Raw genomic sequence first — 25,049 nt, forward strand, 5'->3', positions numbered from 1 at the left:
CCCCATGCCCCATTAGATAACTGCAACACGAGGCAGACGATGCTTGAAACCACAGAGAATTTCCCAAGAAATGGTGTTTAATTGTTCGGCCCAATCATCCGCTGAGATTCGTTCGTTTCCCTGTTCTCCCAGTAAAGTGACAACTTCTCCTTCTTGGACATTGGGTATGGCACTGACATCCAGCATCAACTGATCCATTGTAATTGTCCCGATCTGCGATACTCGTTGACCACGAATTAACGCCTGCATTTTATTGGAAAGGCTTCGGGGAACACCATCAGCATAACCAATTCCCACGACGGCAAGACGAAGTTCACGCGGAGCAATAAATTGATGATTATAGCTGACACCGGTTCCTGGGGAAATTGTTTTTACCTGAGTGATTCGTGCATTAAGTTGTAAAACTGGCTTCAGGTTGATCGCATTTTGTAAATGAGGCGCTGGGTAGAGTCCGTAAATTATTAAACCTGCTCGCACAATATCGTAGTGCAACGCCGGATCTGTGAGGGCAGCAGCCGAGTTTGCCAGATGCAAGTAGGGTGGTTGTATTCCCATTGCTTTGATGTGAGCGATCGCCTCCTCAAATCGTCTATGCTGTTCTTTCATCACTGTGGTGTCAAAACTATCTGCTGTTGCCAAATGAGAATAAATGCTGGCAATAGAAAGATGTGGTAATCGCTGCACCAATTGCACAAACTCACCCGCTTGCTGCCAGTTAGTGCCCAACCTAGACATTCCCGTGTCTAATTTAATATGTACGGGTACGGGTGAACCGTAGTTCATTTCTTCTAAGATGTCAGAAAATACCAAAGCTTGTTTGGGACTGCACAGTGTTGGCTGAAGTTTCCAGTGAGCGATCGCATGAATTTGCTCTGGTGTATGGGTTGCCCCTAAAATCACAATTGGAGCTTTAATCCCGCCTTCTCGCAATTGAATAGCCTCTGGAACTGTAGCCACTCCTAACCAACTTGCTCCCGATTCTAGTACTGTCTGGGCAACTGTTACGGCTCCATGTCCATAGGCATCAGCTTTCACCACTGCCATTAATTGGGTACGCGGCGACAAAAACTGTACTAGCTGCTGAACATTGTACGACAACGCCCCCAAATCAATTTCTACCCAAGCTCGTTGTGAAAACCACGCATAAGTATCGCATTGCTGATTTGAAACTACACCAGGGGTTTGCTTGCGGCTTAACATTTTCACTGACTCCTATCACACCACTGCTAAACATCCAGACTATCTATTCACGCTCCTAGAAGCGATATCAGATTAAACAGGAAGTTTACCGTTCATCCGGGAATTGATACAAGATGCTTATAGTAGTTTTCAGTTACTTGCAATGCACTTTCCCCTAAACAGTTAAAAGTCAGTTTGGCTTTTAGTATTCCCGCAGAGTAGCAACTGCCGTTCAGAATTGTTACTCTACGAATAGCTTCTGACTTATTGCTACAAACTTCCTTTACTATGCGTAAAATCCTAAAACTTACTCCATTGCGACATTCAAACCTCATTTTTACCTGAGTAAATTCTCCTATCTTCCAAATTCAATTCTGAATTATCCCGGAAGTATAATTTATTGTTCTCTCTCTGGCAGAGTATATTTGTGTTAATATATGTAAAACTAATACCCTGAGCGCAGATCAATGGGGAAGGTTTTAGTCTTAAACGCTTCTTACGAACCGCTCAACATAACGAGCTGGCGTCGCGCTACGGTTCTGTTAATCAAGGGCAAAGCAGAACGCGTGGAACATAACGGTAAGTTCCTGTACTCGGATTTCCCGCTGCCAACTGTGATCCGGTTGCGTCACTATGTGCGCGTTCCCTATAAGGAAATTCCTCTGACTCGCCGAAATATACTGCACCGTGACGGTCATACTTGTCAATATTGCGGTTATACAGGGGATGAGTTGACCTTAGACCATGTGATACCGCGATCGCGCGGCGGGGGTGATACTTGGGAGAACATTGTTACAGCTTGTGTCCGTTGCAATGTAAAAAAAGGCAACCGGACGCCCCATGAAGCCCACATGCCTTTGCGTCATCCCCCTCGTCAACCTTACAGCAGTCTCTATTTCGAGGTTAGTAAACATTTGAAGAGTGGACTGCACCAAGAATGGCAAAAGTATGTTATTGGTCTTTGACATGAAACAATCTAGCCCCAGAAGCGCAGAAGAATAATCATCTGTTGATCTTTTAGCTTCTTTGTTGGCATAGCTGTCTATCTTTTCGGAAGGCAGCTAAACTTTTACTGAACACATTTGATTTTGATCGCTTGTTCCCTGCATAAGAATTGTCTGAGGTTTCTGAGGGAAGTTTTCAGACATCAGGAGATAAAGTAATCTGCACAAATTTTGGCAAGCAAGATAACAGCTTATTATTTTACCTCATAAAAATGAAAAATAACTGGAATGCGCTTGAAATTACTCAAAAGCAGATACGAAAAAAGCGTATTTCACTAAAAACAATTGTTAATTGCTCATTAGTCACAAGGATGAGATTATTGACATAATAAAAGACTGTCAAATCAAGAATTGAGTATAAAGTACGAAGCGGCTAGTACACCTTAAGTCAGATAAATTTTGAGGTTAGCGAGCAACTTTGAACAAAAATCCTGTTTATTTAAACCATGTAAACAGAAAAGAAGTGATTATTTGTAGACTTTACATGTATTCTGGATAGATTTAGTTGATTGATCAGGGCAGCGGCACTGCTACTAATGAAAAATATACTCTGATATATAGTGCGATGATTTGATATTTTTGCGAAAATTATAATATATGTCTAAATCAGTAAATTGTTAATTTTAGTATTTTTTAATGAATCAACGGAGCCTTACACTTCAAACAACGTTTCCTATGTACTTGAATTCTCCTGTTACTCAGTTTGATAGTTTGTCATTAACCACAGAGCTAAACTCAGATGAACCTGAAATAGAGAAACCAGTGGAACTTCCACTTACCCGCCCGTCTTTACCGCTATCGACAGGTGAAGGTGGCACTTATCCAGCGCAACGTGGTAATTCTCTGGCAAATCAGAAATCAGAAGAACTGCAAAAAACCCTCTTGGCGCACCGACACGATCGCCAATTGGTAATCCTACAAGATTTCCCTGATCCGGATGCTCTATCCTCTGCTTGGACTTATCAGTTAATTGCTCAGCAATACGATATCAAATGTGAAATCATTTATGCTGGCGCTTTGAGCCACCAAGAGAATATTGCCTTGGTAAGACTGACTAATTTGCCTGTTCAACGCTGGACACTGCAAACCTTGAAAAGTAAAGATTTGTCATCTTATCAAGGTTTCGTACTAATTGATAACCAGGGAACCACTTCTCAGCTACTATCAGCGGTACAGCAGGCTGGAATTCCCCTAGTGGCGCTGATCGACCATCACAGCTTACAGGGGGAACTCAACTCAGAGTTTGAGGATGTTCGTCCTTATGTACGAGCTACGGCGACAATTTTCACTCAATACTTACAATCGGGATTACTGGCTCTAGATAGCAGTATAAATCAACATGTCAAATGTGCTACTGCCTTAATGCACGGCTTGCGATCGGATACAAATCGGCTCATGCAAGCGCAAGAAGAAGATTTTATGGCTGCTGCATATCTGAGTCGATTTTATGACGCCCAACTGCTAAACGCGATTTTACAGGCAAATCGTTCCAAGCGGGTAATGGATGTTATCGAGCGATCGCTTAAAAATCGCATCGTGCAAAATAACTTTTCTATTGCTGGTGTTGGTTACTTACGCTACGACGACAGGGACGCCATCCCCCAAGCAGCTGATTTTCTCGTCACCGAAGAAAACGTCCACACCGCCGTAGTTTACGGTATTGTTCACGATGAAGATGAAGAATTGGAAATAGTCATCGGCTCTTTAAGAACCAGCAAACTCACCCTAGACCCCGATGAATTCATCAAAGAAGCCTTTGGACAAGATAGCAGTGGGCGGTTTTTTGGCGGTGGACGGACAAGCGCAGGTGGTTTTGAAATCCCAATGGGCTTCTTGTCTGGCAGTAACGAAAATTCTACTTATGCGAAAATGAAATGGGAAGTATTCGACGCTCAAATTAAGCAAAAGCTGCTGAGGTTAGTTAACCCCAAAGACAACCCGATTCAGTCGGAGTAGAAGTAGATGGGGAGAACTTCTAACTCATGCAGCAATCAAAGTGTTTGCTCAGATAGCATCCCTAACTCATTCGTGATCAACATATTTCCCAACTTTTCTAAAAAGTTGGGAATCTTGGTCTCATCACAAAAGATGAACTGATTGAGGATGTAGTTCGTGCCCAAAGTAGATAGGCACAAATAAAATACAGGTTTATTCAAGGTTTAAATCTATTGCCATATCTATCTATAACACTTAAAACACCTAACGCTGTGCTGTACCGAACGGATGGCAGATCAACGAAGACTAATGATGATTAAGATTAGAATATATTAATTCCCATCAGGCATAACTACTAACTCAGCACGGGCTACGGCACGCTACGATCGCAAAACTCAGAGTAATGGAACTTTACTTAATTCGTCATGGTATCGCCCAAGAAAGGGGATTAGACATCAAAGATGAGCAGCGAAGCCTCACCAAGGAAGGGCGGCAAAAAACCGAGAAAGTTGCCCAGAAGATTGTCAAACTTGGTTTGCAATTTGATTTGATTGTCACCAGTCCCCTAGTACGTGCTCGCCAAACTGCTGAAATTCTTATAGCAGAGAAACTAAGTTCTCAGTTGGAGGAATCTAGCCACCTCGCCCCTGATGGTAATATATCCAGCTGGCTCATCAACTGGTTAGAGCCAAGAAATTATTCACAAAATACCCAACTAGCACTAGTTGGACATGAACCTAATTTGAGTATTTGGGCAGAAACTCTCCTTTGGGGAACCGAAATTCTGAGCAGTGAAAGCCGCTCCAGAGAGTTGTCTGAGGTCAAAGCAGGTTTAGTCTTGAAAAAAGCAGGTATGATTGGGATAAAACTACCAGAAGCCGGCTCTCCCCTGGGTCGTAGTCAAATGTTTTGGTTGACACCACCCAAGTACTTGCTGTAACAGTTTTTCAACTTTTTTGTCAAAATTGTTGTTAGAACGACAACTGTTATGGCAACAACAATTTCTGGTAAGTTAGCGTGATCAGATATTTCAAAAAGTAAATGGTGTTGCCATGATGGTGTGCGAATACAAGCCTGGTCTAGAAGGCATTCCCGCCGCTCAATCGAGTATTAGCTATGTTGATGGGCAAAAGGGAATACTAGAATATCGTGGCATTCGGATTGAGGAACTAGCAGAAAAAAGTACATTCCTGGAAACTGCTTATCTCTTAATCTGGGGCGAACTGCCAAGCAAGGAAGAACTGGAAGCATTTGAGCATGAAGTTCGTTACCACAGGCGGATAAAATACCGCATTCGGGACATGATGAAATGCTTTCCAGAAAGCGGTCATCCAATGGATGCTCTGCAAGCCTCTGCTGCTGCTTTAGGCTTATTTTATTCGCTCCGAGATTTACATAATCCTGCCTACATTCGAGATTCGGTGGTTCGCTTGATAGCAACCATTCCCACAATGGTAGCGGCCTTCCAGTTGATGCGAAAAGGCAATGACCCCGTGCGTCCCCGCGATGACTTAGACTACTCCGCCAACTTCCTATACATGCTCAATGAGCAAGAACCCGATCCCTTGGCGGCACGAATTTTTGACATCTGTTTGATACTTCATGTCGAACACACGATGAACGCTTCCACCTTCAGCGCTAGGGTGACAGCTTCTACCCTGACTGACCCCTACGCCGTCGTTGCTAGTGCAGTCGGAACCTTGGGAGGGCCCCTGCATGGTGGAGCCAATGAAGAAGTAATTCAGATGTTGGAAGACATTGGCTCTGTAGACAATGTGCGTCCCTACATCCAAGATTGTCTGGAACGCAAAGCTAAGATTATGGGTTTCGGACATCGTGTCTACAAAGTAAAAGACCCACGAGCCACGATTTTGCAAAAATTGGTAGAACAGTTGTTTGAGAAGTTTGGGCACGATAAATTCTATGACATTGCCCAAGAGATGGAACGAGTGGTAGAGGAAAAACTCGCCTCCAAAGGGATTTATCCCAATGTTGACTTTTACTCTGGTTTGGTGTATAGAAAAATGGGGATTCCCACAGATTTGTTTACACCAATATTTGCGATCGCTCGTGTTGCAGGTTGGCTAGCCCACTGGAAAGAACAACTAGCAGAAAACCGGATTTTCCGTCCCACCCAGATTTACAACGGTCGGCACGAAATTCCTTATGCCCCAATTGAGCAACGTTAACTAGCAGTTTGATTGTCATTCATCCCAACCCCAGTTTACAGGAAGCACAAAAGTCAAAAGCAGATAACCGTTGCTGAAATGGTAGCGGAGGTTTTGTGTTGAAATACTAAAGGGATGACGGATGAAAAGAGGGGGAGACAAGAGTACTTGTTCACTTACTCCCCTTACTCCTCCTCAACGCAACGGGCTTTGTTAACTAATCTCAATGCCAACCATAAGTAGAAATCTCATATCGCTTCAAGGTGGTCAAACCATCCAAGGATATACTAGGCATGGGGATTAGCAACAAATCTTTAATCAAGTATCGTCTTAGCAGAGATTATAAATGGGTGAATTTACAGGTATTAATTGAACTAATAGTTGTAACTCACCATGACTCGATGACTTAAAGAGCGGAAACATGAACTCAGGAATTGACCTCCAAGGAACTTTTATTGAATCCCTCAAGGATTTAGGAATACCAGCAGGAACAGCCAAAGCGATTTGGATGCCACTGCCAATGATACTGATGCTAATTGGAGCAACAGTGGGGGTTTTGGTCGCCACTTGGCTAGAGCGAAAAATTTCCGCCGCCGCGCAGCAACGGATAGGTCCAGAATATCAGGGGCCTTTTGGGTTGTTAGTGCCTGTAGCGGATGGTCTAAAGTTGGTCTTTAAAGAAGATATAGTTCCAGCCAAGTCCGACCCCTGGCTATTTACCCTCGGCCCAATTATTGTTGTAATTCCAGTGTTTCTGTCGTTTCTAATTATACCATTTGGACAGAATATCGTAATTGGCAACGTGGGCATGGGCGTGTTTTTGTGGATTGCCTTGTCTAGCATTCAACCCATTGGCTTGTTGATGGCTGGCTATGCATCTAATAACAAATACTCTCTTTTGGGAGGCTTGCGGGCAGCAGCACAGTCGATTAGTTATGAAATTCCTTTGGCGCTGGCGGTACTAGCGATCGCTATGATGTCTAATAGCCTCAGTACCGTTGACATTGTTAATCAACAATCAGGCTACGGTATCTTGGGCTGGAACATTTGGCGTCAACCAGCCGGGTTCGTAATTTTCTGGATATCAGTCTTAGCTGAATGCGAAAGATTGCCCTTTGACCTACCGGAAGCAGAAGAAGAACTAGTAGCAGGCTATCAGACTGAATACGCTGGGATGAAATTCGGTCTATTCTACCTAGGTTCCTACGTTAACTTGATACTTTCTTCCCTATTGGTAGCAGTTTTGTACCTAGGCGGTTGGGACTTTCCCATTCCCCTCAACCTCATAGCTAGTTGGCTGGGAATCAGTGAAGCAAATCCCGTATTGCAGATAGTAACTGCTTCTTTGGGTATTACCATGACCGTACTCAAAGCTTATTTATTGGTATTTGTCGCCATCCTGTTGCGCTGGACAGTACCACGGGTGCGGATTGATCAATTGTTAGATTTAGGATGGAAGTTTTTGTTGCCTGTTGGTTTAGCTAATCTCCTATTAACCGCAGCTCTGAAACTAGCCTTTCCCTTCGCCTTCGGCGGATAGTCATTAGTGAGTCAACGCGGTCTTCTCTACGAAACACTTTGCGTACTCCTACGCTTAAGCAAGCTACGCGTAGCGTTCCGTTGGCGCAGCCTCAAAGTAGAGAAGGAAAGGCGTGCTAGAGGATCACCCGAAGGGGTCATTAGTCATTAGTAATCTGACAAATGATTCATGACAAATGACAAATGACAAAAAAGAGAGAGTGAAACACAATGCTAAAGTTCCTGAAGCAAGTTGGTGATTACGCCAAAGAAACTGTGCAAGCTGCTCGTTACATTGGTCAAGGGCTGTCTGTCACCTTCGACCATATGCGGCGGCGTCCAATTACCGTACAGTACCCTTACGAAAAACTGATTCCTGGCGAACGGTTTCGCGGTAGGATTCACTTTGAGTTTGATAAGTGCATCTCCTGCGAAGTCTGTGTTCGAGTTTGTCCGATTAACCTGCCTGTAGTGGATTGGGAATTTGACAAAGCTAGTAAAAAGAAAAAGCTCAACCACTACAGCATTGACTTTGGAGTTTGTATTTTTTGCGGTAACTGTGTGGAATATTGCCCCACTAACTGTCTCTCAATGACAGAAGAATATGAGCTTTCTACTTACGATCGCCATGAATTGAACTATGACAACGTAGCACTAGGTCGTCTGCCCTACAAAGTAACAGATGACCCAATGGTAACGCCACTGCGTGAACTAGTTTACCTGCCCAAGGGCGTCCTCGAACCTCATGGACTACCTGCGGATGCGCCTCGTGCCGGTGCGCGTCCAGAAGACCTTGTAGAACAAACAGAAAAATAAATGTTATTTGTCATTTGTCCTTTGTCCTTTGTTTTTTCCTAATGACCAATGACCAATGACTAATGACTCATGACCAATGACTATTGAGGACAAAAACAGTGAATTTAGCGGAAGGGGTACAGACTGTATCGTTTGGCGTGCTAGGTGCGATGATGATTGGGGCAGCTATTGGTGTAGTGCTGTTTGCCAACATTGTCTACTCTGCCTTCATGCTGGGAGGCGTGTTCATCAGCATAGCGGGAATCTACCTGTTGCTAAATGCTGACTTTGTTGCAACCGCACAAATACTAATTTATGTTGGGGCGGTTAATGTGCTGATTTTGTTCGCCATTATGTTGGTGAACAAACGGCAGAATTTTGTGCCGTTTCCCAACTCTTGGGTGCGGAAAGTCCTAACAGCTATAGTCAGTATAGGATTGTTTGCCCTTTTAAGTACGATGGTACTGGCGACCCCTTGGGCTTACTCAACTACTTCTGTGGCTGGTGAAAGTTCAATAGTTTTAATTGGTGAACATTTCTTCACTGACTTTTTACTACCGTTTGAACTGGCTTCCATTTTGCTGCTGATAGCGATGGTAGGAGCAATAATTTTAGCGCGTCGCGAGTATTTGCCAGACCAAGTTACGCCATCCGATCTGCGGCAAACAGTTTTGACTTTGCCAGAACGTCCTAGAGAACTTATATCGACAAGCACCAGTACTGGAAGCGATACTGATACCTTTCGTGGTGGTTCTCGTCGCGAATAGGGAACTGTGGAGATAAAGGAGTAGAGGGGCACACAAGTAAGGGAAAATAACTCTTGACCCTTGACCCTTGAACCTTGACCCTTGACAAATAACAACTGACATAAGATTCATGCAACTCCAGTACTTTTTATTACTAGCAGCCGCTCTATTCTGCATTGGCATCTATGGCTTAATTACCAGCCGCAACGCTGTACGGGTGCTGATGTCAATTGAGTTACTGCTCAATGCTGTTAATCTGAATTTAATGGCATTTTCCAATTTCCTTGACTCAACATTAATTAAAGGTCAGGTTTTCACCGTGTTTGTGATTACCGTGGCGGCGGCCGAGGCGGCGGTGGGTTTAGCGATCGTGCTTGCCATTTATCGCAACCGCGATACCGTCGATATGGAGCAGTTTAATCTCCTGAAGTGGTAATAGTGCGTGCAACTAAAGCAGGTAATCATTGCTTATAAAGCGCGAGACGCCCAGAGTAAACGCTGGGCTGAAATCTGTGCTAAACAACTAGAAAACCGCGAGTGCCAAGTTTTGATGGGGCCTAGCGGGCCAAAAGACAATCCATATCCAGTGTTTTTGGCTTCAGCTGGTCAACCAATCGATCTAGCTTTGGTACTCGGTGGTGATGGTACTGTCTTAACTAGTGCCAGACATTTAGCCCCAGCTGGCATCCCCATTCTGGGAGTGAATGTGGGAGGTCATCTGGGGTTTTTAACTGAATCTGTTGAGGAATTTCAGGATACAGAGCAAGTTTGGGATCGGCTGTTGGAGGATCGCTATGCTATCCAGCGGCGGATGATGTTGCAAGCGGCGGTGTATGAAGGTCATGGTTCAAATTTAGAACCAGTGAGTGAGCGTTACCTCGCTTTGAATGAATTTTGTGTCAAACCCGCTTCCGCTGACCGAATGATTACCTCAATTCTTGAAATGGAAATTGATGGTGAGGTAGTCGATCAATACGTAGGGGACGGGTTAATTATTTCCACTCCTACAGGTTCGACTGGTTACACTGTTTCTGCTAACGGCCCAATTATGCACGATGGTATGGAGGCGATTACCATCACTCCCATTTGTGCAATGAGTCTTTCTAGTCGCCCTCTGGTTTTACCCCCTGGTTCCGTGGTCAGTATTTGGCCTTTGGGGGATTACGATTTGAGCACTAAGCTGTGGACAGATGGGGTGTTAGGAACTTCAATTTGGCCTGGACACCGCGTTGATGTGCGGATGGCAGAATGTCGAGCTAAATTTATTATTTTGCGGGAGAACAATTCGTATTATCAGACGTTGCGGGAGAAGTTGCTCTGGGCGGGTACAAGGGTTCGCTACAGTAATAATCATCGAAATTGATTGAGTAGCTCAAGAGTGGATTTACCGCAGTACGTCTGTAATGCTCTTAAAGAGTCGCAAAATTATTCCAGCCCTCGGATTTATCCGGGGGCTTTCTTACCCTATCGTGACGTTCTTTGCTGACTTACATCGGTAGCGTATGTAAAAGGAAAATTTGTATCTTATTGCCAGATATTTTCGGCAGTCAAGCTCATAATAAAAACACCCTATACCTCATCCAAGAAATCAAGCGGCAATTGTGGGTAATAAACCGGACATGATATCGAGGGAGGATTTAGCAAAAAAAGCTTTCTGGAGAATCTTTTATCGAAAACTGTCTCAATCACGCTTCGGCACATTAATACATAATGTGATCTGCTAAATCCTAATAGAAAATTCTCACAATTTAAGTAGGAAGACAGATGGAATCTGGACGCAACATCAATTACCCACTAAGTCCTACTCCCCCCTTCACAGATTTTCCCATTCTTCAAACCGAAAATTATATCTTACGGCTTGCCTCAACTGATGAAGAATTAGAATCCATTTTCCGGTTGCGCTTTGAAGTTTTTAATCAGGAACTAGGTCTGGGATTCTCTACTTCTAACCTCACCCGAATAGAGCAAGACAATTTTGATGCGGTTTGCCATCATTTGTTACTTATTTCCAAACAGACTGGTAAAACGATAGGAACTTATCGGATGCAAACCTATGCAATGGCTTCTCAAGGGCTGGGATTTGATGCTGCTGACATATTTAATCTCAATGTAATTCCTGATCCTGTGCTTCAGGCATCTGTGGAAGTTGGGTATGCATGTATAGCTAAAGAATACCGCAATATTCAAGCACTTTTATTACTCTGGCAAGGGCTAGCAAATTATCTCATTCAGAGTAAAAATCAGTACTTTTTTGGCTGTGCATCATTACTAACACAATGCCCTTTGCAAGCTGCTTGTGCTTTTGATTATTTTCAGCAGAATGCCTTGATGCATCCAAGTATTTTAGTTTATCCAAACTCACCATTTTGTCTAGAACTTACTCAAAAATGTCAAGATGCATGTAATGTTGAGCTTCCTAATATTTTGCAGGCATATTTAAATATTGGAGCTAAAATATGCAGTCTTCCAGCCATTGATCGGCAGTTTAAGACTATTGATTTTTTAACTATATCTAATATTGCAGACTTTGCCAGATGGCGTTATCCAATTTTGTAAAAATGCTCTTTTGTACTAATGACTGTAAGTCGCGGCTACACGACCAAAGTATGCTTACGCAGAGTAGAGAAAAGAGGGATATTTAAAACGGTTTTGATATAGCAGATAAATATACGGATTAGCGATCGCACAAATAAGGCAATTCTCAAAGGAATAGAATTGAAAGCTAGCGATCGACCTCAGTCAATGTAGGTGTGGTTAAATTTGTTAGAATCGCCAAAAATTATAACGCCCCCGGTTGAGCCAGTTAAAGCGCCAAAAGTAGTAACGCTCCCGGCGGTTAGACCAAAAGAAATATACCTTGGAGGTGGCTCATAGGAGTGTACCTTCCTTACGTATTCACAGGTTGGCTTTTAGCAGTTTACTCTGCCCCGCTTTTGCTCTGGATTGGGGCTGGTGCTGTGGCTGTAGTTGTGAGTGCGGCTAGGACTTTAACTGTGGCTATAGTTGCGGCTGGAACTATGGTTGTAGCTGTTGCTGGGACTGTAGTTATGGCCATAGCAACTTATAAATTACGAGAGTCCTTCAACCCATTTCATGCCTTTCTAATTTTGACCATAACTTCTGGGCTAGGTCTGGCGATGGGATGGTTAACGCATCTAATATTTCGGTAAGTTGCGCCTGCATTGCTTGAAGGTTGACAATCAGCAAGAAAAGTAGGGGCATTAAAGCTATTGTGTGTGGCTGCTGACAAAACTTGCAATTTGAAGCAATTTTGCGGGATTTGATACAACCTTAGCCAATTATTTTCAGAGTTAATAGAGAAGAGGTGTTCATCGCCAATCTCCCAAATCAAATGACCCTCAATGTACAGTTAGTTGATGTCTTACACCTGTCACAACAACCGCCTGTAAATTCATGGTGCTGTGGCATAATTAACCGCAGGGTTTAACCCCTCACCCCAAAAACCTTGATTTTAGACTGTTCACCTGTAACAGCACAAGTGCGTTAAAAAGCACTGAAATCAAGACAGATTGTTGATGGATCATACTCCCCAATCTATCCGCACACAATATCCTTCAAGTTATGGGCGGGTGATGTTGTTAATGGAGAATGCTGCAAGCTATGAGGTTGGCGATGTTTAACGAATAAGCTCTACTTGACGTTTTAGCGATCATCGCACTTCATCCAGTCCGCTTAACTGGATTATTTTGGACAACTTTTTGGGAAACCTAGTTATGCGCCATCTCAAATTTGGCCCGAGTTGGTTGCGTTTTTTAGTTGTATTTTTGTTGGTGATGAGTGTATTGTTTCGCTTTGTTAATCTTGACAACAAAGTTTACTCGCATGATGAAACTTATAGCTCATTACGAATTTCTGGTTATACAACTACTCAAGTAAAACAGCGAATTTTTAACGGTCTGATCATTGCTAGAGAAAGCTTTGCTAAGTTCCAAGGTGTCAATCGAGAAAAAAACTTAAATGACACAGTTATGACTTTGGCAACGGCAGATTCTCAACATCCACCACTTTATTATCTAATAGCTCGATTGTGGATGGAAATCTTTGGTAACTCAGTGACAGCTATTAGAAGCTTGTCTGTCTTGATTAGCTTTTTGGTTTTCCCTTGCGTTTATTGGTTATGCCAAGAATTATTTAGCGTGCCGTTAACAATACCTGGCATAGCGATCGCACTGATGGCAATCTCTCCAATTCACCTAGTTTATGCCCAAGAAGCACAAGAATATATACTCTGGTTAGTCACCATATTACTATCTAGTGCTGCGCTACTACGAGCAATAAATCTGGAATCAAAAGATAAAAACGAATTAGCCAAAGAACAGCAAAAATCAGATCGCTTCGCTACCTGGAGCATTTATTCAGTAACCTTAGCGCTGAGTTTTTACACATTTTTGTGGAGTGGATTTGTAGCAGTTGCTCATGGCACTTATGTAATTATTACTAACAGATTCCAGTTGACTGAAACTGTCAGAGCTTATTTGCTAGCATCACTGGTAGGTTTTTTAGCCTTCATGCCTTGGATGACTGTTGTAATAGCTGACTTTTTCCAATTTTTGATTGCATCTGAGGTGACAACTAAAGATAAATCTTTAGTGCCTGTATTTCCCTTTTTATTGATGCAGTTAAGCCGGATTTTCTTTGATTTGAATTTAGTCTGGGAAAATCCTTTCAGCTATTTAATTGCATCCATTTTTGTAATTCTGGTGGGATATGCAATTTATTTACTTTGTCAGACAACTAACCACAAAACTTGGTTATTTATTGTGACGTTGATAGTCGTGCCAGCACTACCGCTAATGCTACCTGATTTATTTTCTGGAAGCATCCGGTCAGCTTCGGAACCATATTTAATACCAGCTTATTTAGGTATTCAAATAGCTGTTGCTTACTTAATAGCTACACGACTATATAATGGCAGGAAAAACTGGCAAATAATCATAGGGCTGCTGATTATTTGTGGTATAGTTTCTTCTAGGGTAAGTTCCCAGGCAGAAACTTGGTGGAATAAAAGTATGAGCTACGGAAATCCACAAGTTGCCCAAATTATTAATCAGACTACTAGCCCACTGTTGATTAGTGATGCTTCTGGGATTAATTATGGAAATGTCTTTTCTTTAAGTTATCTTTTGGAACCTAAAGTAAGATTTCTATTGGTACAAGACCAAAGAGTTCCCAAGATTCCTGATGGGTTTACTGATGTATTTTTACTCAATCCTTCATATGACTGGCGTCAAATAATCGAAAAAAGATACGATTTGAAGGCGGAGATTGTTTATAGTGATAATTATTATTCAGTCTGGAAATTAACTAAACCTCGAAGCTTGCGCCGACGCGATATTCCTCGCAAGAATAAATTATCTACTGCTTGACAGTGTGGTACACGATGTGAGAGAAACTTAAACTCTGGAGACTTATTTGTGAAACCTGGCTATGCGGCATCCCAAACTTTCTCCGAGTTGGTTACGATTTTTCATCGTATTACTATTAGTACTTGGCGTTTTTTTCCGGTTTTTTAATCTGGATTATAAAATTTATTGGCATGATGAAGTCTACACTTCTTTCAGAGCAGCTGGATTCACAGGTAAAGAAATTGGTGAAGAAATTTTTCAAAATCAGATTATTTCACCACAGGAATTACAGAAGTATCAGCGTCTAAAACCAGGAAGTACTCCAGTAGACACAATCAAATCTCTAGCAGTTGAAGACCCACAACATCCACCGCTATACTTTTTGATGGCTCGTTTCTGGATGCAGGCATTCGGCAGTTCTCGCACAGCATCGCGTACTTTACCAGCTTTATTGAGTCTGCTATCGTTAGTGTCAATGTATGCTCTTGGACGAGAGCTTTTTACCTCCCGAATAGCAGCTTTGCTAGCGACAGCGCTTTTAGCTCTATCTCCGTTTGACATCTTATTTGCTCAGATTGCAAGGCAGTATAGTTTTCTGACAGTATGCGTAATTGCTAGTAGTTTTTTCTTGCTTAGGGCATTGCGCTTGCCAACTTGGTACAATTGGGGACTTTATGCACTGGCGGTTACACTCGGTTTGTATAGCCAACCTTTTTTTGGGTTGACTTTGAGTGGTCATATAGTTTATGTGCTGTTAGCGCGGCTTTTGGTTAAAAACTCCAAAGTGAGGGCAGAAGATTCCCATAATTTACCTGTAAATCAAAACAAATTTTCAATTTCTAATTTAATATTTTTCGGGCTAGCGATCGCCACCTCACTGATTCTCTACACCCCCTGGTTATTTGTGTTAAAAAGCAACTATCAGCGGGTTTTAGACACTACAAGTTGGGTTAAAGGTGGTGACATTCTTTACCGTGTAAAGCTATGGATTCTCAGCTTTACTGCCCTATTTTTAGATTTAGATTTTGGTTTTAACAATATCTGGACTTATATACCCAGGCTGCTAATTATACTGCTGATTGCTGCGGCTATCTACCAATGTCGTTACACCAGTCGGAAAACCTGGTTATTTATCCTAACTGCGATTTTTGTGCCTTTTCTGATGTTGGCTGTGTCGGATTTCTTTTTAGAAACGCAGCGGTCTGCGGTCAGCCGCTACTTGATTTCTTCTTTTCCTGGAGTGCAGCTAGCGGTAGGTTATTTACTCGCAACTAAAATACTAAATAGACAACGCTTCTGGCGGGGTGTCATGGTAGTGCTAATTTCGTGCAGTGTCGTATCCTGTACAGTTAGCGCTTTTTCTGATACTTGGTGGAGCAATATCCCCAGCCATTTTAATGCGGAAATGGCACGGCGAGTCAATGCTGTTTCTTCCCCCATTTTACTTAGCGATGGTGGCTATGATGGGACTAATTTAGGAGACATACTTTCTTTGAGCTATTTACTAGATAGTGATGTGCAATTAGTATTGTTTGGTCAGCCTCCCAAACTAGAGATATCAAATGTAAAGTCTCTACTCTCAAAAAATTCTGAAACATTCTTATTTCGTCCTTCGCCCCAACTTGTTCAAGCTATTGAGTCGAAATATGGTCAATTAGTACAGATAGTTCCAGCTGGAGGACTTTGGCAACTAAAAAGGCTATGAGTTCTAATACACCCAGTAAAGGTTGCTGATTAAATGGAAGCTACGATTCGACAGTTCAAGGACATGGCAGGAAAACAAAGTGTATTTTTCCTTAAGTGCTATGGTCTGCACCTATAGCTATAGTTTATTTTGCTAAACTTAAGTGCAAATAAAATCAGGATTGACGGAGCCATGAGTGCTACGACAACTCGACCTCTAACCCTAGAAGAGTTTCTGAAGCTCCCAGAAACTAAACCAGCTAGTGAATATATTAATGGAGAAATTATTCCCAAGCCAATGCCAAAAGGGAGACACAGCCGTTTGCAAGGAAAATTGTGTGCGGTAGTAAATCAAGTTGTAGAATTGCCAAAGATTGCATACGCATTTCCAGAACTCCGGTGTAGCTTTGGAGGACGCTCAATCGTACCAGATGTGGCTATATTCAACTGGGGACGCATACCATTTACTGTCGATGAGCAAGTACCGGATAACTTTGAACTGCCACCAGATTGGACAATTGAGATTCTCTCGCCAGAACAAAAGCCGAACAAAGTGATTGGTAATATTCTCCAGTGTTTGAAGTACGGTAGCCGCCTGGGGTGGTTTCTTGACCCTGATGACCTGAGTATTTTGGTATTTTTGCCAGAGCAACAACCAGAGTTACTTCAAGGTGAAGATTATTTACCAGTTTTAAAAGAAGTTGAACTGACACTAACTGTTAATCAAGTTTATGGATGGTTAAAGATGAGTGGTTAGAAATGCTGGCATTTGTCAGCTATCTATCACTAGAAACTATTTAATCGAATATCCTGACAAATATCATAAATCTGCCATACTGAGTTACCGACACAGAAGCTTATAAACGTGAATTAAACAAGATTATGAGCGGTTATTCTAAGTTCACCATGAAGTTGGGCGATCGCTTACTTTCTAACCAATTTGTGGTTAAACTTTAGAAACTGCGATCGCGCTGACATCGGCTTTTCGATCAAACAAAATTCGTGGTTTCAGTAAGATTCGTAACATTAACAAAAATGAATTAAATTCTCTTGGTGTACTCTGGCATTTCCACTGTCCTGGACGACAAAATAACATTTCTATCAAGTGGCGATGCTGACTCAAATTCACTGATTCAAACCGGACGCGCACTATGGGAAATTCATTATTAAATCCTGTACGTATAATCTCACCAGTTAAATGGAGATTCTCCTCAACAATTTCGATGTTTACTAACTGATTTACAAATAAATTTCCGCACGGTAGCTGAGTTAGAGCAACTTCAGCACCTACTTCCGAAATCATTGTAGTCACACCCCAGAAATTTTGTTTACCAATCTTTAACCGCACCACTCGCCGCAAATCAAACCATTCATAAACATCTCTTCTGGGAGCATCTAGCAAAATCAACAAAGCAATGCCAATCATGAACAAATTATAACTGCTCCACAGCCAACCCAAGCCTATACCTTTAACTCCTTGAGCGACTTCCGGTGGTACTGAGGTAGCCCACATTCCTTGAACCATACTCAGACCTAGATTACGCCACAAGCTAATAGCAGTAGCGACAAATAGAATAATTAAAGGTAGGGCTAAATTCCAGTTGAAAACATAGCGATCGCTTGCTATACCTTTAGGTGTGACTTTAAACCCTTTCTCAAAAGGATTCAGCATAACTTTTATTACAGTCAGCGCTAAAGGAAAACATAGTAATAGAGAGTAAACATCTGATAGTAAAGCTGAACGAGAACGGTGATTTAACCAACTAAATACTGTAAAGCTTACCAAATAACAAGGTAAGATGAAATACACTATCTCTGCTAACGTTGCTCGAATCGGAATCACACCTAAAAACGAATAGGCTAACGGCATGAGAAGAAAATAAACGCGAGAAATCGGGCTAAACCAACTTAATAATCCCTCAAAATGAGCTAATCTTTGAAAAATATTTAATCCGGGAATAGTTAAAGGATTAGATTTAATAAAAAATGCTTGCAGTGTACCTTGTCCCCACCTTAATCGTTGAAGTGCATAAGCAGCAATATTTTCTGCTGCTAAACCAGCACTTAATTTTTCATTTAAATAAATCAATTGATAGCCTTGAGCAGTTATCCGAATTCCTGTGAAATAATCTTCACTTAATGACTCAGTTACAAAACCCCCAGTTTCTTCTAAAGCACTGCGACGAACAACGAAGGAAGTACCAGCACAAATCACGCTACCTGTGACATCGCGTATTGGTTGAATTAGCCGATAAAATACTTCTTCGTCTGAGGTAATAACATTTTCTAATCCGAGATTATGGGCTACGGGGTCAGCATTGTAGAAGCTTTGAGGGGTCTGTACAAGGGCGACTTTATCATTTTGAAAGAAACCAACAGTGCGGGTGAGAAAGTTTTTTGTGGGGACAAAATCGGCATCAAAAACTACAATTAACTCACCTTGAGTGTTGGCGATCGCATGATTCAAATTTCCAGCTTTAGCATAGTTTTTATCGGGTCGTGTTACATACTTACATCGCAATTCTTCAGCTAAACTTTTGACTTCTGGACGTTTGGTATCATCCAAAAGATAAATGTTTTTATTGGTATAATCTAGAGCTTGACAACCAATAATCGTGCGCCGCAAGATAAATACTGGTTCGTTGTAAGTTGGGATTAAAATATCTACAAATGGGGCAAAACTACCATGAATCACAGCTAATGATTTTTCGTCTGCCTCACGGTGTCGGTCTTTGACATTCAACATGAAAAATAGTTGGATAATATTACCCACAAGCAATGTCATTTCCATGAAGAATAACCCTAGACTAAACACCCCATTTAGTGGATCTTCAACATTTAGAGTAGAGAGCGATCGCCAAACAACATAACGCAAAGTGAGAATAATTAAAATTCCCACTACCAGCCGTCGTGACCAAACACGGGGCTGAGGCGAAATTTTCATGACCAAAAATACTGTTAATAGTAGCAAAACAGTTAGTGCAAGTAAATATTCGACCTCCACCCTTGGTACTTCTAACCACGTTGGTGGTTGTTGTTGTAAAGTATTAACTTGAGAAAAGATTCTTGCAATTGTGCCTTCACCAGCAAACCATGCTGTAACGAAAATAGCGGATAAGAAAACGATACCCAATAAAATCAGCGTTGCTGTTCTAAATTGAAAAACTCTCTTGGAAACAAGAGATTGAGAGGATTTATAGCTAAGCTTTGATACTCTTATTTCGCGCTTCTGCACCTAAAACTCTCCTGAAAAACCAAGAATTTTGTCTGGTTATTGTGACGTAATTTTTAAAAAAATGTTACGAAAAATTAACTATAATATTTTACATGATAAAAATGCAAGTTTTGTAATTTTTAATACATAAGCTTGCTGTTTGCATAAGTCATAATTTTTTGTAGAATTTTAGGCTATTTACTTTTGAGAAATCAGCCAAAAATAACAAGAATAAGAGTAATACACAAAAAAATTGAGCCAATAACTGAACTAACTCACTAAAAATTTAAACAAATAAGAGTGGTTGCTCACATTTAAATAAATGTCATATCTAAACCATTACATTTGTCATGATGTTAGAAATTAACTTTCCAATATTCTAAAATCAATTATTCATTTCGCGGTTAATTCTCAACCAATTCTCAGGTTAAATTAATTTTGGTGATGGCACGAGGCTTTAAATTATCTTTAGAGATGAATTTAAGGACACTAAAGCCATGAAATTTCAGCATTTAGCCATTATTGGCATCGTTGCCGTTATAACTGTAAGTTGTACAACAGAGAATTCAAATCTGCCTGAGATTCAGGCGCAATCTACAATAACCTTAGCTAGTACAGTGGTAGAGACTGGAACCTTTAAAGCTGGGGAACACCCAACTACAGGAAAAGTCAGCATTGTCACCGAACAAGGAAAACGCTATCTTGAGTTTGATCAAAGTTTTAAAACTGATAACGGCCCAGACTTATTTGTAATTCTGCATCGTTCTGATGCACCGCCAGTATATGGTATTAAAGAGAAAGATTATGTAAGCATTAGCCGCTTACAAAAAACACGTGGTTCTCAACGCTATGCTTTGCCTGAAAATGTCAAACTGACAGATTTTCGCTCAGTAGCAGTATGGTGTCGTCAATTTAATGCTACTTTTGGTTATGCATCTTTGCCTAGTTAGTTCTATGAACAGTGGTAATAGTGAACAGGTAATGAATGAAAATTGAATAAAATACTTCAATAAAGTTACCTGTTACGAATAATTCTATATTATTAAAAAGTGTTGTATGCAATTAACAGATTTTTTAGGACTTGTACATCCTGCGATCGCAGTTATTTTCGTGTTTCCACTTATTGGTATGGTGGTTAATTTCGCTTGGCAAACACGCCAACGCCGCTTGCAAAACTTAGCTGGAAATAAAAGCAAAATTCCCCCAGTAGTTGGTTCAGAACATAGAGATTTGGGAAAATGGCTAACAAGTGCAGTTGTGGGATTAACTTTACTAGGTTTAGCTTATCCAATTGGCAAAAATGTTATCAATAATCAACTTTGGAGTAAAGTACCTTTCCAAGTTGTTTTTATCTTATTGATGTTTGCTGCAACTATTACTTGTTTAATATTACTTTATCGAGCAAATCAGAAAGTATGGCGAGCAGTTTTTGCAACTTTAACAGGTGCAGGCTTAGTAATTTTGGGCTGTCAGGATGGAGTATTTCGCCGCACAAATGAGTGGTATTGGTCACATTATTATATTGGCATTAGCGCAGCACTGCTGATGATTTTTTCATTAGCAATTGTTCAAGATATTTATCAGGATAAGTCTCAGCGCTGGCGCACCATCCATACAATTTTAAATTGCATTGCCTTGTTACTATTTATCGGGCAAGGTATGACAGGTACACGAGATTTACTAGAAATTCCCTTGAGTTGGCAAGAATCTCATATTTATCAGTGTGATTACGTTAATAAAACTTGTCCGACACCAAACCCCCAAGCACCAAAGTAAAGAGTGCTGAGTAAAGAAGTGCTGAGTCACCGAACTTCTGAGCGGAGGAAAGCTCCCCTCAGAGTTCTCGCTGAGTTGAAAGACCACGCCACTTGCGGGCGGGGCTTTTACCAAGTACATAGAATACTGAGTAAGTTGTAATTTACTCAGCACTGGCTAAACCATAGCTATCCGCTAACAGCACTCAGTACTAAGTGTGTAAATCTAATCAAACTTACTTTAGATAAATCAGCAGATTTAATCCCGGAATTGTCCGGGAAAGAGTCCACAAAACTAGGGTAATATAAATAACGCCTAAACTCCACTGATACCAAGCAAGTGCAGAGATCATACCAGGTAGATGTTCATCTCGCAGGCGAATGTCGTTAAATCCTAATCTTAATAGATTGTTGAGGCTAAAGTCATAATAGTTGAGCCAATTCCAGCGGCGATTCCATAATAAGGGCATATATCGTTCGCGGAAAGTCTCATTTCTAGGAATAACTGGTAAGCGTCCAATTAACAATCGTAACTGCCGAAATGTCCCATCTTCTGTAAAGTAGGAAACGTTCATTAAATCGTGATAACGACCTTGTTGATAAAGCTTGAATAATAAAGCTATTGGTATAGGGATGACGATAATTAAAAAACAACCTAGTGTAAGCCAAGGTTGTTCAGCATTACGAAAGATAGCTAATAAACTAAAGAGTGTTAACAAGCTAAAACTAATTAACATTGAAGTGGTTTCGTAGAATGTGGGAATAATTGGTATAGGATACAAGCGGCGGTAGCGATCCACTAGCCAAAATAGCAAGCCAAAATAGGCGATCGCTAATCCCCCCACACCAAAAACTAACCAAAAATCTGTACCATAGCCACTCAACAACAACAATACACTTAATGCCAACCAACTCCAAGCTTGCAATAACCATGCAACTGGGGAAAGGGGTTCACTAACAACTAAGCGATCGCTCAGTTGCATGTATTTCTCTAAATCGATGTCTGCTAAAGTCAGTAACTCGCTGCGGTTGCGAAACGATTTTATCCGACGGCGGTAGGCGATCGCTTCTGCTTGACTTTTAGAAAATCCTAGATTAATCAAACTTGCAAGAGTTGCACTATTAATATTTGTAGCCATCAAACTGCGGCTTAACTGTGTTAATCGCAGCTGTTGTTTTGTGTATTCCAGTTGATTTGCATCGGTAACTTGCTGCTGCTGACGAAAATTTTGCCCCAAATTACGCAAAACGCTTTGATTACCTTGCAAAGTAGGTATAGAAAACATCTTACCAATCTGTCCAGGATTACCTAAAATTTTCGCTTGGTTAGAGTTAAAAGTTAAACCAGGTACACTTAAAAAAGCTGCCGTGGCAAACCTCGCATCACTAAAATCTGCTTGGTTGAGAATGCTAGCACCACGCAGATTTACAGGTTGATTAAACTCCGCTTCCCGAAAGCTCACAGCTTGCTCAAAGGTTGCTTCTGTTAATAGTAACTGATTGAAACTAGCTTTAGTAAACTGTGCTTGATCAGAAAAACGTACATCAGAAAAATCTGCATTATCTTGCCACTGCCCACTACTAAATTTAGCCAATTGTTTAAAATTTGCTTGATTAAAGTTAGCAGTATTTACAAATATGCTGCCTTGAAAATCAGCGGTTTCCTGAAATTGGGTTTGTTTAAAATTAGCTTTGTCAAAAAAAACACTACTTTGAAAATTGCTTGCTTGCCGAAAGTTAGCACTGATAAAGCTAACAGGACGGCTGAATCTGGTTTCAGTCCAGTTAGTAGGTTGGAGAAAGGTGGCATTTTGGGCATCCACAGACTGAAGAAAGAATGTATTGAGAAACTTCACTTCTCCATTGAAGCGAGTTTGTACCAACGTTAAAGCACCACGAAATACAGTAATTTCACTGACTGGAGTTAACTGAGTTCCCAAAAGCGATCGACAATCTTTTGAGTTGGGTAAAGCGTAGGCGTAGCCCGTCGTAGCGAAAAGTCGGAGCGGCGGTTTCCGCCGTTGGCGTAGCCCGCCGCAGGCATCTGAACTTTTCAAGACAGACATCGCAAGTGACTGCAAACATACAAAGCGCAAACGTTCCAGTTCTTCTTGTTCAGTTGCAGTGAAAATAGGAGCGTAGACGCCTCGCGACTTGTCGCCAGACATCACTTGAGCATAGAGGGGTGTTCTTAAACCCAAATCGCTACCTACAAAATCCCCTTGAATTAAAGAATAGCTAAAGTCCAAACCCAAAGGTTTTGCACCCAATTCTTTTCGCAGTATTTGATAAAAAGCATCACGAAAGCTACCATTTTCTGGACGCAAATCGATCACCATTTGCCGCAAATCCACCGTCAAATTGCCTTCGCGGAGCATCGGTGTACGCAGTCGCTCTTGTAATAATTCCAGAGTTAATGGTGTGCGTTCTGGTTGTGCCTGTGCTGTCCAAGCTGGTAGAGGTAGAAACAGGAGAATTAATAAAACGCAGAAGGACGCTAAGGAAAGCGCAGAGTAACGCAGAGAAAACCCTCTGTGTACCTTTGCGTTTAACCTCCGCGTTCCTACCCTGCGGGAAGGCGTTCGCGTAGCGTCTCGTAGAGAAGCGCCTATGCGTTTAAAAAATAACTTATGCAAATTGCTCGATCATTCATCACTAATTAGCAGAACAATTTTACCTGTGATAGACCCAGTTTCAAGTAATTGGTGTGCTTTTGCCGCTTCTTTTAAAGGAAACTTATGACTAACGTGGATTTTTAATCTGCCTTGATCAATCCAGTTAGCAGACTGTTCAAGAATTTCTGCGTGGTGCTGAAGGCTCTGTTCTAATCCCAACAACGCTGGTGTCAGCATTAATTCTAAACTAATGCGGAGATTACGTATTCTGGCATTTTTCCAAATAGTATTGGCATTTGGTTCGAGAATCGTCACAATATCGCCATATACCCGCACTGCTGGGAAAGTTTTATGAAAGGTTTCACCGCCAACAGTGTCAAAAGCCAAGTCTACGCCTTCGCCGTTAGTCCAATTTAAAGCCGCTTGCACAAAGTCCATTTGTTTGTAAAAAATTACATGGTCAGCACCGAGTTGTTTAACGAAATTAGCCTTTTCCTCAGAACTTACGGTAGTAGATACACTAGCACCTTTGAGCTTAGCCAATTGAATTGCTACATGACCGACACCACCAGCACCCGCATGAATCAAAACCCGTTCCCCAGGTTCCAATCGTCCCCGTTCATACAAAGCTTCCCAAGCGGTGATTAACACCAAAGGCGCTGCAGCTGCTTCTGCAAAGGAGATGGAAGCAGGTTTACGCGCTACAAACCGCTCATTGACAACGGTATATTCAGCATAATTACCTTGGTGTGCGCCTAAGCCACCCATGCAAAAATATACTTCGTCTCCTGGGCGAAAACGCTGAACACCAGTCCCTACTGCTTCAACAACACCCGCACCATCACATCCTAAAATTGCAGGCATTTGCTCGGGGTAGAAAGTGCCTCGGCTACGAAGTTTAGTATCAATGGGGTTAAGTCCAGCCGCCACCAAGCGTATTAAAAGTTCAGTATTCCCTACAGGAACAGCAGGGTTTGGTACTTCCTGTACTTGCAAAACTTCAGGACTGCCAGTTGCCGTCATTAAGACTGCTTTCACGACTCTTTCCTCCTGGTAGATGCACGCTCTTTTG

20 protein-coding genes are annotated in these 25,049 nt (G+C 41.6%); 16 read left to right on the forward strand and 4 right to left on the reverse strand.

Features of this window, described 5'->3' with window-relative positions:
* Positions 1–12: 12 nt before the first annotated feature.
* Positions 13–1,200, reverse strand: coding sequence for an alanine racemase (alr, locus tag FNW02_RS12610; protein ID WP_191757883.1), 1,188 nt, complete (start codon positions 1,198–1,200; stop codon positions 13–15).
* 446 nt (positions 1,201–1,646) lie between these two features.
* Between alr and FNW02_RS12615 the strand changes: the two genes are divergently transcribed.
* The 14 genes from FNW02_RS12615 (at position 1,647) to FNW02_RS12680 (ending at position 17,151) form a co-directional block, all read left to right on the forward strand.
* Positions 1,647–2,144 carry an HNH endonuclease gene (locus tag FNW02_RS12615; RefSeq protein ID WP_162396860.1) on the forward strand — a complete coding sequence of 166 codons (498 nt, stop codon included), beginning with the start codon at positions 1,647–1,649 and terminating at the stop codon, positions 2,142–2,144.
* Between the two features lie 714 nt (positions 2,145–2,858).
* On the forward strand, positions 2,859–4,139 hold the full coding sequence (locus FNW02_RS12620; protein ID WP_191757919.1) for a DHH family phosphoesterase: 1,281 nt from the start codon (positions 2,859–2,861) through the stop codon (positions 4,137–4,139).
* Positions 4,140–4,521: 382 nt separating this feature from the next.
* Positions 4,522–5,058 (forward strand): phosphohistidine phosphatase SixA, encoded by a 537-nt coding sequence (gene sixA / locus FNW02_RS12625; protein WP_191757884.1) that lies wholly within the window; start codon positions 4,522–4,524, stop codon positions 5,056–5,058.
* 112 nt (positions 5,059–5,170) lie between these two features.
* Positions 5,171–6,307 (forward strand): citrate synthase, encoded by a 1,137-nt coding sequence (locus FNW02_RS12630; protein ID WP_191757885.1) that lies wholly within the window; start codon positions 5,171–5,173, stop codon positions 6,305–6,307.
* Between the two features lie 400 nt (positions 6,308–6,707).
* Positions 6,708–7,826: an NADH-quinone oxidoreductase subunit NuoH gene (gene nuoH, locus FNW02_RS12635; RefSeq protein ID WP_191757886.1), complete on the forward strand. Its 1,119-nt coding sequence runs from the start codon at positions 6,708–6,710 to the stop codon at positions 7,824–7,826.
* A 209-nt stretch (positions 7,827–8,035) separates the two neighbouring features.
* Positions 8,036–8,620: an NAD(P)H-quinone oxidoreductase subunit I gene (gene ndhI, locus FNW02_RS12640; RefSeq protein ID WP_191757887.1), complete on the forward strand. Its 585-nt coding sequence runs from the start codon at positions 8,036–8,038 to the stop codon at positions 8,618–8,620.
* 98 nt (positions 8,621–8,718) lie between these two features.
* Entirely contained in the window at positions 8,719–9,366 is a 648-nt protein-coding gene (locus FNW02_RS12645; RefSeq protein ID WP_191757888.1) for an NADH-quinone oxidoreductase subunit J, read from the forward strand.
* A 109-nt stretch (positions 9,367–9,475) separates the two neighbouring features.
* Positions 9,476–9,781 carry an NADH-quinone oxidoreductase subunit NuoK gene (gene nuoK, locus FNW02_RS12650; protein WP_006199065.1) on the forward strand — a complete coding sequence of 102 codons (306 nt, stop codon included), beginning with the start codon at positions 9,476–9,478 and terminating at the stop codon, positions 9,779–9,781.
* A gap of 6 nt (positions 9,782–9,787) precedes the next feature.
* On the forward strand, positions 9,788–10,708 hold the full coding sequence (locus FNW02_RS12655; RefSeq protein WP_162396853.1) for an NAD(+) kinase: 921 nt from the start codon (positions 9,788–9,790) through the stop codon (positions 10,706–10,708).
* A 401-nt stretch (positions 10,709–11,109) separates the two neighbouring features.
* The gene (locus tag FNW02_RS12660; protein WP_191757889.1) at positions 11,110–11,901 is read left to right on the forward strand and encodes a GNAT family N-acetyltransferase; all 792 of its coding nucleotides are present in this window, start codon (positions 11,110–11,112) and stop codon (positions 11,899–11,901) included.
* A gap of 320 nt (positions 11,902–12,221) precedes the next feature.
* Positions 12,222–12,515, forward strand: a complete 294-nt coding sequence (locus FNW02_RS12665) for a hypothetical protein (protein ID WP_191757890.1) — start codon at positions 12,222–12,224, stop codon at positions 12,513–12,515.
* 564 nt (positions 12,516–13,079) lie between these two features.
* Positions 13,080–14,732 carry a glycosyltransferase family 39 protein gene (locus FNW02_RS12670; protein WP_191757891.1) on the forward strand — a complete coding sequence of 551 codons (1,653 nt, stop codon included), beginning with the start codon at positions 13,080–13,082 and terminating at the stop codon, positions 14,730–14,732.
* Positions 14,733–14,793: 61 nt separating this feature from the next.
* Positions 14,794–16,416 (forward strand): glycosyltransferase family 39 protein, encoded by a 1,623-nt coding sequence (locus FNW02_RS12675; RefSeq protein WP_191757892.1) that lies wholly within the window; start codon positions 14,794–14,796, stop codon positions 16,414–16,416.
* A gap of 171 nt (positions 16,417–16,587) precedes the next feature.
* Positions 16,588–17,151, forward strand: coding sequence for a Uma2 family endonuclease (locus tag FNW02_RS12680; RefSeq protein WP_191757893.1), 564 nt, complete (start codon positions 16,588–16,590; stop codon positions 17,149–17,151).
* Positions 17,152–17,340: 189 nt separating this feature from the next.
* Here the strand turns inward: FNW02_RS12680 and FNW02_RS12685 are convergent, their stop codons facing one another.
* Positions 17,341–19,629, reverse strand: coding sequence for a glycosyltransferase (locus FNW02_RS12685; RefSeq protein ID WP_191757894.1), 2,289 nt, complete (start codon positions 19,627–19,629; stop codon positions 17,341–17,343).
* A 476-nt stretch (positions 19,630–20,105) separates the two neighbouring features.
* On the opposite strand from FNW02_RS12685, the gene FNW02_RS12690 reads away from it, so the two are divergent.
* Both FNW02_RS12690 and FNW02_RS12695 read left to right on the forward strand, forming a co-directional pair.
* Positions 20,106–20,558 (forward strand): DM13 domain-containing protein, encoded by a 453-nt coding sequence (locus tag FNW02_RS12690; protein ID WP_191757895.1) that lies wholly within the window; start codon positions 20,106–20,108, stop codon positions 20,556–20,558.
* 106 nt (positions 20,559–20,664) lie between these two features.
* A complete protein-coding gene (locus FNW02_RS12695; RefSeq protein ID WP_191757896.1) occupies positions 20,665–21,384 on the forward strand; it encodes a DUF4079 domain-containing protein in 720 nt (239 codons plus the stop codon).
* Positions 21,385–21,598: 214 nt separating this feature from the next.
* Here FNW02_RS12695 and FNW02_RS12700 read toward each other — a convergent pair whose 3' ends face one another.
* Positions 21,599–23,740 carry a pentapeptide repeat-containing protein gene (locus tag FNW02_RS12700; protein ID WP_225225615.1) on the reverse strand — a complete coding sequence of 714 codons (2,142 nt, stop codon included), beginning with the start codon at positions 23,738–23,740 and terminating at the stop codon, positions 21,599–21,601.
* 267 nt (positions 23,741–24,007) lie between these two features.
* The gene (locus tag FNW02_RS12705; RefSeq protein ID WP_191757897.1) at positions 24,008–25,015 is read right to left on the reverse strand and encodes a zinc-binding dehydrogenase; all 1,008 of its coding nucleotides are present in this window, start codon (positions 25,013–25,015) and stop codon (positions 24,008–24,010) included.
* Positions 25,016–25,049: the final 34 nt, after the last annotated feature.

It is taken from the genome of Komarekiella delphini-convector SJRDD-AB1 (assembly GCF_014831675.1).
Lineage (GTDB): Bacteria > Cyanobacteriota > Cyanobacteriia > Cyanobacteriales > Nostocaceae > Komarekiella.

What these genes read in the sequence shown, in the direction of transcription:
- nuoK (WP_006199065.1), top strand. Translation starts at nt 9,476, where the DNA reads ATGCAACTCCAGTACTTTTTATTACTAGCAGCCGCTCTATTCTGCATT.
- FNW02_RS12615 (WP_162396860.1), top strand. Translation starts at nt 1,647, where the DNA reads ATGGGGAAGGTTTTAGTCTTAAACGCTTCTTACGAACCGCTCAACATA.
- ndhI (WP_191757887.1), top strand. Translation starts at nt 8,036, where the DNA reads ATGCTAAAGTTCCTGAAGCAAGTTGGTGATTACGCCAAAGAAACTGTG.
- FNW02_RS12620 (WP_191757919.1), top strand. Translation starts at nt 2,859, where the DNA reads ATGTACTTGAATTCTCCTGTTACTCAGTTTGATAGTTTGTCATTAACC.
- FNW02_RS12630 (WP_191757885.1), top strand. Translation starts at nt 5,171, where the DNA reads ATGATGGTGTGCGAATACAAGCCTGGTCTAGAAGGCATTCCCGCCGCT.
- FNW02_RS12695 (WP_191757896.1), top strand. Translation starts at nt 20,665, where the DNA reads ATGCAATTAACAGATTTTTTAGGACTTGTACATCCTGCGATCGCAGTT.
- alr (WP_191757883.1), bottom strand. Translation starts at nt 1,200, where the DNA reads ATGTTAAGCCGCAAGCAAACCCCTGGTGTAGTTTCAAATCAGCAATGC.
- FNW02_RS12675 (WP_191757892.1), top strand. Translation starts at nt 14,794, where the DNA reads ATGCGGCATCCCAAACTTTCTCCGAGTTGGTTACGATTTTTCATCGTA.
- FNW02_RS12680 (WP_191757893.1), top strand. Translation starts at nt 16,588, where the DNA reads ATGAGTGCTACGACAACTCGACCTCTAACCCTAGAAGAGTTTCTGAAG.
- FNW02_RS12660 (WP_191757889.1), top strand. Translation starts at nt 11,110, where the DNA reads ATGGAATCTGGACGCAACATCAATTACCCACTAAGTCCTACTCCCCCC.
- nuoH (WP_191757886.1), top strand. Translation starts at nt 6,708, where the DNA reads ATGAACTCAGGAATTGACCTCCAAGGAACTTTTATTGAATCCCTCAAG.
- FNW02_RS12700 (WP_225225615.1), bottom strand. Translation starts at nt 23,740, where the DNA reads ATGCTCCGCGAAGGCAATTTGACGGTGGATTTGCGGCAAATGGTGATC.
- FNW02_RS12690 (WP_191757895.1), top strand. Translation starts at nt 20,106, where the DNA reads ATGAAATTTCAGCATTTAGCCATTATTGGCATCGTTGCCGTTATAACT.
- FNW02_RS12670 (WP_191757891.1), top strand. Translation starts at nt 13,080, where the DNA reads ATGCGCCATCTCAAATTTGGCCCGAGTTGGTTGCGTTTTTTAGTTGTA.
- sixA (WP_191757884.1), top strand. Translation starts at nt 4,522, where the DNA reads ATGGAACTTTACTTAATTCGTCATGGTATCGCCCAAGAAAGGGGATTA.